General features: G+C 66.6%; 14 protein-coding genes and 1 tRNA gene. 10 read left to right on the plus strand and 5 right to left on the minus strand.

Annotated features, from left to right (window positions below; translation table 11 throughout):
• The first annotated feature begins 68 nt into the window (after positions 1-68).
• The 3 genes from rplU (at position 69) to obgE (ending at position 1956) form a co-directional block, all read left to right on the plus strand.
• Positions 69-380 (plus strand): 50S ribosomal protein L21, encoded by a 312-nt coding sequence (rplU, locus tag ACFPN1_RS00480; protein ID WP_386752056.1) that lies wholly within the window; start codon positions 69-71, stop codon positions 378-380.
• Positions 381-395: 15 nt separating this feature from the next.
• Positions 396-656 carry a 50S ribosomal protein L27 gene (gene rpmA, locus ACFPN1_RS00485; RefSeq protein ID WP_386752057.1) on the plus strand — a complete coding sequence of 87 codons (261 nt, stop codon included), beginning with the start codon at positions 396-398 and terminating at the stop codon, positions 654-656.
• 214 nt (positions 657-870) lie between these two features.
• Positions 871-1956, plus strand: coding sequence for a GTPase ObgE (obgE, locus tag ACFPN1_RS00490; RefSeq protein ID WP_386752059.1), 1086 nt, complete (start codon positions 871-873; stop codon positions 1954-1956).
• 100 nt (positions 1957-2056) lie between these two features.
• Here the strand turns inward: obgE and rpsT are convergent, their stop codons facing one another.
• The gene (rpsT, locus tag ACFPN1_RS00495; RefSeq protein WP_386752061.1) at positions 2057-2326 is read right to left on the minus strand and encodes a 30S ribosomal protein S20; all 270 of its coding nucleotides are present in this window, start codon (positions 2324-2326) and stop codon (positions 2057-2059) included.
• Between the two features lie 152 nt (positions 2327-2478).
• Between rpsT and murJ the strand changes: the two genes are divergently transcribed.
• The 5 genes from murJ to ispH all read left to right on the plus strand — a co-directional run bounded on the left by murJ (position 2479) and on the right by ispH (position 9554).
• Complete coding sequence (gene murJ, locus ACFPN1_RS00500; protein ID WP_386753992.1) at positions 2479-4068, plus strand: murein biosynthesis integral membrane protein MurJ; 1590 nt, start codon at positions 2479-2481, stop codon at positions 4066-4068.
• 123 nt (positions 4069-4191) lie between these two features.
• Positions 4192-5154, plus strand: coding sequence for a bifunctional riboflavin kinase/FAD synthetase (locus ACFPN1_RS00505; RefSeq protein WP_386752063.1), 963 nt, complete (start codon positions 4192-4194; stop codon positions 5152-5154).
• A gap of 73 nt (positions 5155-5227) precedes the next feature.
• The gene (ileS, locus tag ACFPN1_RS00510) at positions 5228-8041 is read left to right on the plus strand and encodes an isoleucine--tRNA ligase (protein WP_386753993.1); all 2814 of its coding nucleotides are present in this window, start codon (positions 5228-5230) and stop codon (positions 8039-8041) included.
• Positions 8042-8081: 40 nt separating this feature from the next.
• Entirely contained in the window at positions 8082-8594 is a 513-nt protein-coding gene (lspA, locus tag ACFPN1_RS00515; RefSeq protein WP_386752065.1) for a signal peptidase II, read from the plus strand.
• A 9-nt stretch (positions 8595-8603) separates the two neighbouring features.
• Positions 8604-9554, plus strand: coding sequence for a 4-hydroxy-3-methylbut-2-enyl diphosphate reductase (gene ispH / locus ACFPN1_RS00520; RefSeq protein ID WP_386752067.1), 951 nt, complete (start codon positions 8604-8606; stop codon positions 9552-9554).
• 54 nt (positions 9555-9608) lie between these two features.
• Here the strand turns inward: ispH and ACFPN1_RS00525 are convergent, their stop codons facing one another.
• From ACFPN1_RS00525 to ACFPN1_RS00535, 3 genes are all read right to left on the minus strand, one after another.
• The gene (locus ACFPN1_RS00525; RefSeq protein WP_386752069.1) at positions 9609-10097 is read right to left on the minus strand and encodes a GNAT family N-acetyltransferase; all 489 of its coding nucleotides are present in this window, start codon (positions 10095-10097) and stop codon (positions 9609-9611) included.
• A 46-nt stretch (positions 10098-10143) separates the two neighbouring features.
• A complete protein-coding gene (locus tag ACFPN1_RS00530) occupies positions 10144-11058 on the minus strand; it encodes a cyclase family protein (RefSeq protein ID WP_386752071.1) in 915 nt (304 codons plus the stop codon).
• 120 nt (positions 11059-11178) lie between these two features.
• Positions 11179-12189, minus strand: a complete 1011-nt coding sequence (locus ACFPN1_RS00535; protein ID WP_386752073.1) for a helix-turn-helix domain-containing protein — start codon at positions 12187-12189, stop codon at positions 11179-11181.
• A 380-nt stretch (positions 12190-12569) separates the two neighbouring features.
• On the opposite strand from ACFPN1_RS00535, the gene ACFPN1_RS00540 reads away from it, so the two are divergent.
• Together ACFPN1_RS00540 and radA are read left to right on the plus strand one after the other, a co-directional pair.
• Positions 12570-12645: transfer RNA gene (locus ACFPN1_RS00540), tRNA-Thr, on the plus strand.
• Between the two features lie 124 nt (positions 12646-12769).
• Complete coding sequence (radA, locus tag ACFPN1_RS00545) at positions 12770-14152, plus strand: DNA repair protein RadA (protein ID WP_386753995.1); 1383 nt, start codon at positions 12770-12772, stop codon at positions 14150-14152.
• Here radA and purU read toward each other — a convergent pair.
• The gene (gene purU / locus ACFPN1_RS00550; protein ID WP_386752074.1) at positions 14149-14997 is read right to left on the minus strand and encodes a formyltetrahydrofolate deformylase; all 849 of its coding nucleotides are present in this window, start codon (positions 14995-14997) and stop codon (positions 14149-14151) included. The two genes, radA and purU, sit on opposite strands and share 4 nt — an antisense overlap.
• Positions 14998-15101 lie beyond the last annotated feature (104 nt).

Raw genomic sequence — 15101 nt, forward strand, 5'->3', positions numbered from 1 at the left:
AGAATTCCGCTTCTGTCCGCCCACGAGGGCGCGGCAGGCGACCAAAATAACTACAGAGGAATCTGGTCATGTCGTATGCAGTTGTACTCACCGGCGGTAAGCAATACCGCGTGATGAAGGGTGAAACCCTTCGCGTCGAACTGCTCGAAGCCGAAGCCGGCAGCGAGATCAAGCTCGACAACGTGCTGATGATCGGCGATGGCGAAACCATCAAGATCGGCGACGCGCTCAAGGGCGCTTCGGTCAGCGCGAAGGTGATCGGCCACGGCCGCGCCGACAAGGTGCGCATCGTGAAGTTCCGTCGCCGCAAGCACCACCGCAAGCAGATGGGTCACCGTCAGCACTACACCGAAATCGAAATCACCGGCATTGCCGGCTAAGCAGGAGAAGCAGCCATGGCACACAAAAAGGGCGTAGGTTCCTCGCGCAACGGCCGCGACTCCAACCCGAAGTACCTGGGCGTCAAGATCTACGGCGGCCAGTCCATCGAAGCCGGCAACATCATCGTGCGTCAGCGCGGTACCAACTTCCACCCGGGTTCGGGCGTCGGCCTCGGCCGCGACCACACCCTGTACGCGCTGGTCGACGGCAAGGTCGAGTTCTCGACCAAGGGCCCGAAGAAGCGCCGCACGGTCAGCATCGTCGCCGCCGAGTAAGGCGCGATCGATGTGACGAAGGGCCCCGCTTCGGCGGGGTTTTTCGTTTGAAGGCGGGAAAGGTGGAGCGCGAACGGGGAGCAGGGAATCATCGATCCTCGTGATTTGCCCGCACTAGCCTGCGATAGCCTTCCGGAAGGAGCAGGCATTCAGACCCTACGCATCTCCCGTTCCCTGTTCCTCATTCCCCGTTCCCGCCTTTGGTCCTTCCCTCATGAAACTCGTCGACGAAGCCGAAATCCAGGTCATCGCAGGTGACGGCGGCAACGGCTGCGTCGGTTTCCGCCGCGAGAAGTTCATTCCGCTGGGCGGCCCGGACGGCGGCGACGGCGGCGACGGCGGCAGCGTCTGGCTGGTGGCCGACGAAAACCTCAACACGCTCGTCGACTTCCGCCACCAGACCAAGTTCAAGGCCAGGCGCGGCGAGAACGGCATGGGCCGCCAGATGTACGGCAAGGCCGGCGACGACCTGACCATCACCGTGCCGGTGGGCACCGTGGTCATGAATGTGGAAACCGATGAAGTCATCGGCGACCTGACCCGGCATGGCGAGCGTCTGCTGGTGGCCAAGGGCGGCAAGGGCGGCCTGGGCAACATGCACTTCAAGAGCTCGACCAACCGCACGCCGCGCAAGGCGTTGCCGGGCCTGCCGGGCGAGGAGCGCGTGCTGAAACTGGAGCTGAAGCTGCTGGCCGACGTCGGCCTGCTCGGCTTCCCCAACGCCGGCAAGAGCACCTTCATCCGCGCGGTCTCCGCTGCGACGCCGAAAGTGGCGGACTACCCCTTCACCACGCTCTATCCGAACCTCGGCGTGGTCAGCATCGAGCACCATCGCAGCTTCGTCATCGCCGATATTCCTGGCCTGATCGAAGGCGCGGCCGACGGCGCGGGACTGGGCACGCAGTTCCTCAAGCACCTGCAGCGCACGCGCCTGCTGCTGCACCTGGTGGACATCGCCCCGATGGAGGGTGGCGTCGAAGGCATCACGCCGGCCGAACAGGTCCGAGCGATCGAGCGCGAGCTGGAAAAGCACGATCCGGAACTGCTGCGCAAGCCGCGCTGGCTGGTGCTCAACAAGGCCGACCTGCTGCTGGAGGAAGAGCAGCAGGAAGCCGCGCAGGCCATCATCGACGAGCTGGGGTGGAAGGACCGCTGGTACCTGGTGTCCGCGCTCGGCCGCGAGAACACCTGGCCGATCATGCTCGACGTGATGGGCTTCTTCGATCAGCTGAAGCAGGCCGAGCACGACGCGGCCGACGACGCAGCCTGGCGCGCGGAACATCCGTCCGATGAGGCCTGATCTCCCGCCTGTTGCCCCGTCGCGCCGGGGCAACAAAAAAGCCCCGCACCAGGCGGGGCTTTTTCAGGCGCCCGAAGCGCCGACGATGCAATGCCTCGAATCAGGCAGCCGACAGCGCCTTGATGCGCGCGGTCAGGCGGCTCTTGTGGCGGGCAGCCTTGTTCTTGTGGATCAGGCCGCGCGAGCTGAAGCGGTCGAGAATCGGCTGGGCCACGTCGAAGGCGGCCTTGGCGCCGGCGGCGTCGTTGGCGTCGAGTGCCTTGAGCACCTTCTTGACGGCGGTGCGCAGCATCGAACGCTGAGCGGCGTTGCGGGCATTGCGCACGACGGTCTGCTTGGCGCGCTTCTTGGCGGACTTGATATTGGCCACGACAGGAATCCTGGAAACTGGGTGTTGAGGGGTTTTGGGGAAATCAGACAGGAAAGTATGGGCGATTCAGTAGCTTGCGTCAACAACCGCCATTCCCGCCGCGGCGTTTCCCCCGGCCCGGCTGTCCGGAGGGGCGCATGACCCGTCCGAAGATGCTGCGCGGGCTGCTGTCCTTCAGCAGCATGACCATGGTATCGCGGGTCCTGGGGTTGATCCGGGACATCTCGATCACCTCCATGTTCGGCGCGAACGCGGCCACCGACGCCTTCTGGGTCGCATTCCGCATCCCCAATTTCATGCGCCGGCTGTTCGCGGAGGGCTCGTTCTCGACCGCCTTCGTGCCGGTTTTCACCGAGGTGAAGGAGACCCGTCCCCACGCCGACCTGAAGGAACTCGTGTCGCGGGTATCCGGCACCCTGGGCGGCGTCTTGCTGGTGGTGACCGCGCTAGGGCTGCTCTTCACCCCGCAGGTGGCGCTGCTGTTCAACCTGGGCGGCGGCGTGCACACGGAGAAGTTCGGCCTGACGGTCGACCTGCTGCGCCTGACCTTCCCCTTCATCCTGTTCGTGTCGCTGACCGCGCTCGCGGGCGGGGCGCTCAACAGCTTCCATCGCTTCGGGATGCCAGCACTCACGCCGGTGATCCTCAACCTGTGCATGATCGCCGGCGCGTTGTGGCTGTCGCCCCACCTGCAGGTGCCGATCACGGCGCTGGGTTGGGCCGTGCTGGGCGGCGGCGTGCTGCAGTTGCTGTTCCAGCTGCCGGCGCTGCGCAAGCTCGACCTGCTGGCCCTGCCTACGTGGGGCTGGCGGCATCCGGACGTGCGCAAGGTGGTGAAGCTGATGGTGCCGACCCTGTTCGGTTCCTCCATCGCGCAGATCAACCTGCTGTTCGACACCGTGATCGCCGCGCTGCTCTACACCGGCTCGCAGACCTGGCTGTCGCAGGCGGACCGGTTCCTGGAACTGCCGTTGGGCGTATTCGGCATTGCGCTCGGCACCGTGATCCTGCCGACGCTGTCGCGCCACCACGTCAATACGGACCACGAGGGCTTCTCGAAGGCGCTCGACTGGGGCCTGCGCACGACGCTGCTGATCGCATTGCCGGCCATGATCGGGCTGATGCTGCTGTCGCAACCGCTGGTCGCGACGCTGTTCCAGCACAAGGAATTCACCGCGTTCGACACGCGCATGGCGGCGATGTCCGTGTTCGGCCTCAGCTTCGGGCTGCCGTCCTTTGCGTTGGTGAAGATCCTGCTCCCGGCCTTCTATGCGCGGCAGGACACGAAGACGCCGGTGCGCGCGGGCGTGGCCTCGCTGGTGGCGAACATGGTGCTGAACGTGCTGTTCCTCGCCGTGCTGTTCGTCCTGTGGGTGCCGGCGCAGGAGCAGGGCAACATCCTGCACGGTCTGGCCAGCACGCCGGGCCTGCACCTGGCGATCGGCCTGGCCAGCGCGCTGGCGAGCTACCTCAACCTGTGGCTGCTGTGGCACTGGCTGCGCAAGGCCGGCGTGTACGAACGCCAACCCGGATGGACCCGGCATCTGACGCGCCTCGGGCTGGCCTGCGCGGCGATGGCGATCGCGCTGCTCGTGGCGCAGCACTGGATTCCCGATTTCACGGTCATCGGCAAGTGGCAGCGCATCGGCTACCTGGCCCTGCTGGTCGGTGGCGGTGGCGCGGTCTATCTGGTGTCCCTGCTGGCGCTGGGCTTCCGCCCGCACCATCTGCGCGAGCATTGAGACCGGGCGGGCGCGGCTATACTTCGGAATGACGGGCGATCGGCTGATCGCACCGCGCAAGCCCGGCCCGACCGGGCTTTGGTTGCCAGCCCGGCCGCTCGGTCGGGACACATCAGAGAATCCATGAGCAGGCTGTTTCGCGACGTCGAAGGCGGGCCCCGGTGCCCGCACGGCAGTGTGGTCTGCATCGGCGCCTTCGATGGCCTGCATCTGGGGCATCAGGCGCTGGTGCGCCGCACGGTCGAACGTGCGCGCGAACTCGGCGTGGCCGCGGTGGTGCTGAGCTTCGAGCCCCTGCCGCGCGAATTCTTCAATCCCGCCAACCCGCCGGCGCGGCTGCTGCTCCCGCACGCCAAGGCCGAACGCCTGTTGGCCATGGGCGTAGACCAGGTCGGCCTGCTGCGTTTCGATCGCCGCCTGAGCAGCCTGACGGCGGAAGAATTCGCCCGGATCGTGCTGCACGAGCGGCTTTCGGCGCGCGAAGTGTGGGTCGGTCCGGAATTCCGTTTCGGCAAAGGCCGCGCAGGCGATATCGCACTGCTGCTGCAGGTCGGCGCGTCGCTGGGCTTCGTGGCCAACGAGATCACGCCGGTCGCGGTCGATGGCGAACGCGTATCGAGCACTCGCATCCGCGCCGCGCTCGATGCGGGCGATTTCGCCGGGGCGGCGCGACTGCTGGGACGCGCCTACGCTATCGATGGCCATGTCGTGCGCGGCCGGCAACTCGGGCGCGAACTGGGCTTTCCCACCGCGAACCTGCGCTTCGGCGGCAAGACGCCCGCGCTGTCGGGCATCTACGCGACCTGGGTGCATGGCGTCGGCGATGCCCCGCACGCCTCGGTCTCGAGCCTGGGCACGCGGCCGACGGTCGCCGGCGTCGAGCCGTTGCTCGAAGCCCACCTGTTCGATTTCTCGAGCGACCTGTACGGTCGCCGCATCGAGGTCGAGTTCGTCGCGAAGCTGCGCGACGAACTGAAATTCCCCGACCTGGCTTCCCTCACCGGGCAGATGCATCGCGACGCCGAACAGGCGCGTGCGATCCTGTCCTCGGATTCCCGCAACAACCCCCGACGGGCCTTCGCCTGAGCGCACCGCTGTGACCGACCAAGAAACCAGCCGCTACAAGTCCACCCTGCACCTGCCCGCGACGGATTTTCCGATGCGCGGCGACCTGCCCAGGCGCGAGCCGGAAACGCTGGCGCGCTGGGAAGGCGAGGGCTTGTACCAGCAGATCCGCGCCAGGACCCGCGGGCGCGAGAAGAGCTTCGTGCTCCACGACGGTCCGCCGTATGCGAACGGCGCGATCCACATCGGGCACGCGGTGAACAAGGTGCTCAAGGACGTGATCGTGAAGTCGCGGTTGCTCGCCGGTTTCGACGCGCCCTACGTGCCCGGCTGGGACTGCCACGGTCTGCCGATCGAGCATGCGGTGGAGAAGAAGTTCGGCAAGGTCGGCGACAGACTCGATGCCGCCGCCTTCCGCGCCAGGTGCCGCGAGTACGCGACCGAACAGATCGACCTGCAGCGCCGCGACTTCAAGCGCCTGGGCGTGCTCGGTGACTGGGAGCATCCGTATCGCACGATGGACTTCGCCACCGAGGCGGGAATCATGCGTTCGCTGGCGAAGATCGTGGAGCGCGGTCATCTCGTACGCGGCGCGAAGCCGGTGCACTGGTGCTTCGACTGCGGCTCGGCGCTGGCCGAGGCCGAGATCGAATACGCCGACAAGGTCTCGCCGGCGATCGACGTGGCCTACAGCGCGCGTCATCCGCAGAAGCTCGCCGCCGTGTTCGGCGTATCGGTGGAAGAGGGTGTCGATGTCGCGATGCCGATCTGGACCACGACGCCGTGGACGCTGCCGGCGAGCCTCGCGGTGAGCGTGGGGCCGGACCTCGAATACGTGCTGGTCGAAGGGCCGCAACGCAAGGATGGCGGTCGCCGGTTGCTCGTGCTCGCCGAGGCGCTGGCGACGAAGGCGCTGGCGCGTTACGGCATCGCCGAGGTCGTCGTGCTCGGCAACGTCAACGGCAGCGATCTCGACGGCCAGCACCTGCAGCATCCGTTCTATGCCGATCGCGACATCCCGGTACTGGTTGGCGAACATGTCACCGCCGAGGACGGTACCGGTGTGGTGCACACCGCGCCCGGCCACGGCCAGGAAGACTTCGTCGTCGGTCAGCGTTATGGCCTGCTGGAGCGCTATACCGCGGCGCAGATGAATCCCGTCGACGGACGCGGCCTGTACCTGCCGTCGACGCCGCCCGCGGATGGCCTGACGCTGGCCGGACTGCACATCTGGAAGGCGAACGACGCCATCACCGACGTGCTGCGCGCCAACGGCCACCTGCTCGCGCACGCGAAGCTCGAACACAGCTATCCGCATTGCTGGCGCCACAAGACGCCGGTGGCGTTCCGCGCGACGCCGCAATGGTTCATCTCGATGGAGCAGGCCAACCTGCGCCGCGATGCCTTGCGCGAGATCGGCAAGGTGCAGTGGATCCCCGAATGGGGCGAGGCCCGCATCTACAACATGATCGAAGGGCGTCCCGACTGGTGCATCAGCCGCCAGCGCACCTGGGGTGTGCCGATCGCGCTGTTCGTCGACCGCGAAACCCACGAGCCGCATCCCCGCGCGGCCGAGCTCATGCGCCAGGTCGCCGAAATCGTGGAACGCGAGGGTGTCGACGCCTGGTATTCGCTCGATCCCGCTGCGGTGCTGGGTGACGAAGCCGCGAAGTACGACAAGGTCACCGACATTCTGGACGTCTGGTTCGACTCGGGCGTGACGCACGAGTGCGTGCTCGCGCACAGGCCCGAGGACGGCCTGCACAAGCCGGCCGAACTGTATCTGGAAGGCTCCGACCAGCACCGCGGCTGGTTCCACAGCTCGCTGCTCACCGCCGTGGCGATGGATGGCGTCGCGCCGTACCGCCAGGTGCTGACGCACGGGTTCACCGTCGACGAACAGGGCAAGAAGATGTCCAAGTCGATCGGCAACACGGTGGAGCCGCAGAAGGTGATCAATGCGATGGGCGCGGACGTGCTGCGCCTGTGGATCGCCTCGACCGACTACCGCAACGAGATGTCGGTATCTGACAACATCCTCAAGCGCAGCGGCGATGCCTACCGCCGCATCCGCAACACCGCGCGCTTCCTGCTGGCGAACCTCAACGGCTTCGATCCGGCGCGCGACCTGCGCCCGCTCGACGACATGGTTGCGCTGGATCGCTGGATCGTGCATCGCGCGTTCGAGTTGCAGCAGCAGATCGCCAAATCGTACGAGGAATACGACTTCGCCTCGATCGTGCAGGCGCTGTCGAATTTCTGCAGCGTCGACCTGGGCTCGCTGTACCTGGACGTCACCAAGGACCGGCTCTACACCATGCGCGAGGATTCGCGCGGCCGCCGTTCGGCGCAAAGCGCGATGTACCGCATTGCCGAGGCGTTCGTGCGCTGGATAGCGCCGGTCCTGAGCTTCACCGCGGACGAGATGTGGCGCTACCTGCCGGCCGTCACCGAACAGGGCAAGCGCGAAGACAACGTGCTGTTCACCACCTGGTACGACGGACTGGCGCCGCTGCCGGAAGGCGCGCCCCTGTCGGCGGCCGACTTCGACCGCCTGCTGGCGCTGCGCGACGAAGTCAGCAGGACGCTGGAACCGATGCGCGCGGCCGAGGAAATCGGTGCGGCCCTGGAAGCCGAAATCGCCCTGCGCTGCAGCGTCGCCGACCAGAACTGGCTGGCGCCGATGGCGGACGAACTGCGTTTCCTGTTCATCAGCGGCGACGTCGAAGTGCTGGCCGACGATGCCGTCAAGGACATCGCCGTGCTCGCCACGCCGACCACGAAGCAGAAATGCGTGCGCTGCTGGCACCGCCGCGCGGATGTGGGCAGCAATGCGGAGCATCCGGAGCTGTGCGGCCGATGCGTGAGCAACGTGGAAGGGCCGGGCGAGGATCGCCGCTGGTTCTGATCCGGCCCTTCGTTCCCTCCGCACTCGACACGAGCACACCATGCAAAACCAGAAAGGTCCCAACGCGCTTCCCTGGCTGATCCTCTCGATCGCGGTCATCGCGCTCGACCAGTGGAGCAAGAGCTGGGTGCTCGCTGCGCTGCCCGAGTTCAAGGCCGTTCCCGTGATCGACGGGTTCTGGAACTGGTACCGCACCTACAACACCGGCGCCGCCTTCAGCTTCCTGAGCGATGCCGGGGGCTGGCAGAAATACCTGTTCACGGTGCTCGCGTTCGGCATCAGCGGCGCGCTCGGCTACTGGCTGGCGCGCACGCCGCGCGGCGACTGGCGCGTGGCGCTGCCGTATGCGCTGGTGATCGGCGGCGCGCTGGGCAACGTCATCGACCGCCTCGTTCACGGCAAGGTGATCGACTTCATCCAGTGGTACTGGCGCGACCACTTCTGGCCGGCGTTCAACATCGCCGATTCGGCGATCGTGGCCGGCGCGATCGGCATCGCGCTGTTCGGTCTGCTCGGCGGCGGGCGCCGGGCCGACGCCGGACGACGGGGGTAAAATCCGCGCATGGATGTCCTGCTCGCCAATCCCCGCGGTTTCTGCGCCGGCGTCGACCGCGCCATCGAGATCGTCAAGCGCGCCCTGGAGACCCTGGGTGCGCCGATCTACGTGCGACACGAAGTCGTGCACAACCGCTTCGTCGTGGACGACCTCAAGAACCGCGGCGCGATCTTCGTCGAGGAACTCGACGAAGTGCCGGACAACGCCACGGTGATCTTCAGCGCGCACGGTGTTTCGCAGGCAGTACGCAATGAAGCCGAGCGGCGCGGGCTCAAGGTATTCGATGCGACGTGCCCTCTGGTCACCAAGGTGCACCTGGAGGTGACCCGCAATTGCCGCGCCGGGCGCGACGTGGTCCTGATCGGCCACGACGGTCATCCGGAAGTCGAAGGCACCATGGGCCAGTGGCGGCGCGAGGCGGGTACCGGCCAGATCTATCTGGTCGAGGACATCGAGGACGTCGCGGAACTGCAGGTCGGCCAGCCCGAGAACCTCGCGTACACCACGCAGACCACGCTGTCGGTCGACGACACGCGTGCGGTGATCGAGGCGCTGCGGGCCAAGTACCCGGCGATCCAGGGGCCGAAGAACGACGACATCTGCTACGCCACGCAGAACCGTCAGGACGCCGTGCGCGAACTGGCCGCCCAGTGCGATCTGGTACTGGTGGTCGGATCGCCCAACAGTTCCAACTCCAACCGCTTGCGTGAGCTTGCCGAGCGCGAAGGCGTCCCGGCCTACCTGATCGACGGTGCGATCGAGATCGATCCGCGCTGGATCGAGGGCCGCAAGCGCATCGGGATCACGGCCGGGGCATCGGCGCCGGAAGTGCTGGTGCGCGGCGTGATCGAGCGCCTGCGGGAACTGGGCGCCGCGCACGTGGCCGAACTCGCTGGCGAGCCGGAAAACATGGTTTTCGCCTTGCCCAAGGAATTGCGGGTCCAGCTGCTCGATTGACCGGCTTCGTACCGGCGCCAACGCAGCGATTTTTCCCGGTCATGCGATCGGGAATCAGATTTCCTCGCGCAAGTCGAGCGCAAAGAAGCGCGTTCCCGGCAGGTAATTGCTGCTGTACGGGGCGATTTCGGTGAAGCCTAGCCGCCGGTACAAGGCCTGGGCGGATTCCATGCTTGCCAGGGTGTCCAGGCGAAGTTCGCCGTAGCCGGCTTCGCGGGCGGCCTGTATGACGGCAACGATGAGTCGCCGCCCCAGTCCGAAGCTTCGAAAGGCCGGTCGCACGTACAGGCGCTTCATTTCTCCTGAGCGTTCGTCCAGGCGTTTGAGCGCGACGCAGCCTGCGACTTGATCGTCGACGCTTGCGATGAAGATCGCGCCGCGTGGTGACACATACGGCACGGGCAACGCCTCCAGCTCGGCGGTGAATCCCTGATATTCGAGGTCGGTGCCGATCGCCTGGGCATACTCACGGAACAACGCACGTACGGTATCGACGTGCCCGGGATCATCGCCTCGATGCAACACGATGCGGGGGAACTTCATGGAGATACGCTCGTGGAATGGTGCGCGCGGCGTTGAATGGCAGGAGCTACGAGGCCGCCGACGCATCGATCCTCGCATGCGCGCGAACCGGGAACGTGCCCATTCCCGCGACTTTCGGCGGGACAGCCCAGAAGCGGAAGCCGTCATTCGGCAATGCAGCCAGGCCGGTCAGGTGCTCGACGATGGGAATGTCCGCACCGAGCAGTACCGAATGCACGGGCCGGGTGCCGCCGGAAACGTCGTCGATATTGAGGGAATCGATGCCCACCAGTGCTGCGCCTTCGTCGCGCAGGTGCAAAGCCGCCTTTTCCGTCAGGAACGGGTGCCCTTCGAAATAGGCGTCGGTGCGCCAATGCCGGTCCCACCCGGTGTGCACAAGCACTGCCTTGCCTCTTACATCGGTCGCGGCGAATGCCTGCCAATCGATCGCGCGTCCTTCGAAACCCGCGAGCCGGACCACAACGCCAGGCAGATCCGCCGCGTGCGGCAAGGGCATCCCTGCGAGATCATGGCCGTGCGCATACCGGTGGAACGGTGTGTCGATATAGGTCCCGGTATTGGCGACCATGTCGATGCGCCCGATCTGGAATTCGGTGCCTTCGGCATAGGCCGCGCGCGATTGCTCGCGCGAGAGGTGGTCACAGATCAGGGGCGCAGGCAGTCCCTTGTAGGTGATCATTCCATCCTCGATGGTATGGCTCAGGTCGATCAGCGTGGAATGCTCGTCGGCATCGCGGATTGCGGCGTTGGCGGCGCGCTTGTGGCGCTCCTCGATGATCTTCTTGTTGAGGATGCGCACCTTGCCGACCATCAGCAAGCGCAGGTCACGGATGATGTAGGCCGCGAGTGCATCGTCATCGATGCCATCGCCGGTGATGTCCAGACGGAAGCCCTGGCCCTGGATGCCGCCGCCATTGGAAAACTCGATTTCGAAGTCGAAGCAAACGCGCTTGTCAGTCATCGCTCTGTCGCATCCCGTGGTGTCGTCGATGCAGGGGCCAGTGCCCCTGTGGGAACGGATCCTGCGATCGGATCGGGACGCCGGCCAGCCTGATTCCTGCCAATCAGCGGGCAGATTGCGTCAGGACCCTGCCGATGCCCGCCGCTGCGAAGTCGCGCGTGGGGGCACGAACGTGGCGCGGTACTTGCTCGGCGTGGTTCCCACGATGCGACGGAAGTGATGCCGGAACGTGTCGGCTGCGGCAAAGCCGGTCTGTTCGGCGATCCGGTCGATGCTGAGGTCGCTCGTTTCCAGCAGTTCCCTGGCCAGGCGAGTGCGTTCGATCAGCAGCCAGTCGAGCGGCGTATTGCCCGTGACGGCGCGGAACTTCCGGTGGAAGGTTCTCGGACTCATCGATGCCTGGCGCGCCAGCGCCTCGACGGTGTATTCCGCGACGGGGTTGCGGCGCAGCTGCACGAGGATGCTCGCCAGCTGGTCGCCCTGCTCCTGCAGCACCGGCGTTTCGATGAATTGCGCCTGGCCGCCTTCGCGGTGCGGCGGGGTGACCATTCCTCTCGCGATCTGGTTGCAGATCACCGCGCCAAAGTCGTTGCTCACCAGATGCAGCATGAGATCGGTTCCGGCGGAAGAACCGGCGGAGGTGAGGATGTCGCCCTCGTCCACGTACAGCACATCCGGGTCCACGTCGATCAACGGATATTGGCTCGCCAGGGCGTCGGCATGCCTCCAGTGGGTGGTCGCACGCCTGCCATTGAGTAATCCCGTCGCGGCGATCGCAAACGCGCCGGTGCAGATGGAAACCAGTCGTGCGCCGCGGCGGTGGGCGACGCGGAGCGCTTCGCAGAGATCGTCCGGCACCGGCCCCGCGCGCCAGCCGGGAATGACGATGGTGTCCGCATCGCTCAGTGGCGCGGCGTCACCGCCCACGTCCACGAGGACGCCGGAATCCGAGCGCACCCGCGAACCGTCGATCGAGGCGACTCGCACGTCGTACCAGCCGCGGATCGAAGGCGCCCGGTCGCGCAGGATCTCCAGCACGGTCGCGAATTCATACAGGCAGAGGCCGTCATAGGCCAGAACCGCGACCTTGTGCGGAACCTGTCGCCCCAACTTGTGTGGCAGCTTCTTCAAGATACCTAATATACTGCCAATCGGTGTCCCAACATGCGCAGCCCATGTCCCTGGCGCAGGGCGTGATGCAGGCACCCGGGAGGCGGCAACGGGCATTGAACGCGACTGATGCGCCAATCCCGGGCGCCGGTGCGTCCATCTCCTTCCGCGCAGGCGCAAGCAAGCTTCCACCGCATCGATGCCGCTGAGCCTTCGCGAGTGCTGGTCGCCGGGCGCGGGATTCCTCCGCGCAAGGCGCCCGGCGCGGCGCCATGCATGCGCCCGCGATTCGAGGCGCGAAAGAAGCGCCGTATTCGAGCCGCGGCTTTGCAGACCGCATGTGGGGGCGTGCGGCGCCGATTGACCCGCTTCGATCCCGCCGCCTACAATTCCGCCCCTTCGCCGGAATAGCTCAGTTGGTAGAGCGGCGCATTCGTAATGCGTAGGTCGCAGGTTCGACTCCTGTTTCCGGCACCACCGATCCGACGAAAAGCCCGCCTCGCGCGGGCTTTTTGTTTTTCGACCCGGCGGCGTCTCGCGCCGGGAGACGGCGGCCGGGTAGAGTGCCGGCATCCTTCGGAACGCTCGCGACATGGCCAAGATCGCTACCCGCAAGACCGCCTACGTCTGCAACGACTGCGGTGCCGAATTCAGCAAGTGGCAGGGTCAATGCGGGGAGTGCGGGGCCTGGAACACCTTGAGCGAAGTCGTGCTCGAAACCGCCAGCGCGGCCAAGGGTGTGGCGGCGACCCGCCGCAGCGGATGGGCGGGCGCGGCCGATGCGCCCAGGGTCACCGCACTCAAGGACGTGCGTCACCACGAGGACGCGCGCGTTTCGACCGGCATCGGCGAACTCGACCGCGTGCTCGGTGGCGGACTGGTGCATGGCTCGGTGGTGCTGGTCGGCGGCGATCCGGGCATCGGCAAGTCCACGCTGCTGTTGCAGGCGGTGACGAAGCTCGCGCCGACGATGCCGGGGCTTTATGTCACCGGCGAGGAATCGCTCGCGCAGGTAGCCGGTCGCGGCGCACGCCTCGGGCTGCCGCTGGATGGCGTGCACGCGCTGGCCGAAACCTGCGTTGAGCGCATCCTCGAACACGCCGCATCCACGCGCCCGCAGCTGATCGTCGCCGACTCGGTGCAGACGCTGTGGACCGAATCGCTCAGTGCCGCGCCCGGTTCGGTCAGCCAGGTGCGCGAATCCGCCGCGCGGCTGGTGCGTTTCGCGAAGGAAACCGGAACCGCGGTGTTCCTCGTCGGCCACGTGACCAAGGAAGGCGGCATCGCCGGTCCGCGCGTGCTCGAACACATGGTCGACGCGGTGCTGTATTTCGAGGGCGAGAGCGGCAGCCGCTTCCGCGTGCTGCGCGCCTTCAAGAACCGCTTCGGCGCGGTCAACGAACTCGGCGTCTTCGCGATGGGCGACAAGGGCCTGCGCGAAGTGCCCAATCCGTCGGCGATCTTCCTGTCCGGCAACAGCGCGCCGCAGCCCGGCAGTTGCGTGATGGTCACGCGCGAGGGCACGCGGCCGCTGCTGGTCGAAGTGCAGGCACTGGTGGACTCGTCGCCCTTGTCCAATCCGCGCCGCGTCGCCGTCGGCATGGAAGGCAACCGCATGGCGATGTTGCTGGCCGTGCTGCATCGCCACGGCGGCATCGCGGTCGGCGACCAGGATGTGTTCGTGAATGTCGTCGGCGGCATCCGCGTGCAGGAAACCGCGGTCGACCTGCCGGTGCTGCTGGCCGTGCTGTCGTCGCTGCGCGACCGGCCGCTCGCGGAGCAGACCATCGCCTTCGGCGAGGTGGGCTTGTCGGGCGAAATCCGCCCCGTTCCCAACGGCGAGGAGCGCCTCAAGGAAGCCGCGACCCACGGCTTCAGGCGCGCCATCGTGCCCAGGGCGAACGCACCGCGCGGCGGGCGCGTCGGCGAGATGGAAGTGATCGCGGTCGAACGCCTCGCCAATGCGCTGGACGCCGGCGTCTAGACCGCGAACACCACCGTGCGGTGGCCGTTGAGCAGGATGCGGTCGTCCAGCCAGTAGCGCAGGGCCTGCGCCAGCACGCGGCGTTCGATGTCGCGACCGATGCGGATCATGTCTTCCGGCGTGTCGTGGTGGCCGACGCGCTGCGTGTCCTGTTCGATGATCGGCCCTTCGTCGAGGTCGGCGGTGACGAAGTGCGCGGTGGCGCCGATCAGCTTGACGCCCCGCTCGTGTGCCTGGTGGTACGGCCGCGCGCCCTTGAAGCCCGGCAGGAACGAGTGGTGGATGTTGATGCAGCGGCCGGCCAGCCGCGCGGCCATCGCATCGGACAGCACCTGCATGTAGCGCGCGAGCACCACCATTTCCGTCTGCGTGGCTTCGATCAGCGACCACAGCGCAGCTTCCTGCGCCGGCTTGTTCTCGTGCGTCACCGGGAGATGGTGGAAGTCGATGCCGTCGAAGGCGAGGTGCCGGAACGTTTCGCGCGGATGGTTCGACACCACCGCGGTGATCTGCATCGGCAACTCGCCGATGCGCCAGCGGTAGAGCAGATCGGCCAGACAATGATCGAACTTCGAGGCGAGCAGCATGACGCGCCGCGGGTGCGACCGGTCGCGCAGCGACAGCTCCATCCCGAAGCCACGCGACAGCTCGCGAAACGAAGCCTGCAGTGGACCCGTCGCGGACGCCGCGGTGAACACGGTGCGCAGGAAGAACCGATCGGTGGCCAGGTCGTTGTACTGCTGCGAATCGAGAATGTTGCCGCCGTGTTCCAGCAGCCGCCCGGTCACGGCGTTGACGATGCCGGGACGGTCGGGGCACGAGAGGGTCAGCACGTACTGGGGCATCGCGGAGGCTCCAGGAGCGACCCCGGAGATAACGGGTTCCGCGTCGAAAGCGGGCCGGGCAGCCGACCCTGTCGAACGCCTGCCAGCCGACCGAACCAAGCCCA

The sequence above is a fragment of the Lysobacter yangpyeongensis genome (assembly GCF_042655745.1).
GTDB classification, from domain to species: domain Bacteria; phylum Pseudomonadota; class Gammaproteobacteria; order Xanthomonadales; family Xanthomonadaceae; genus Agrilutibacter; species Agrilutibacter yangpyeongensis.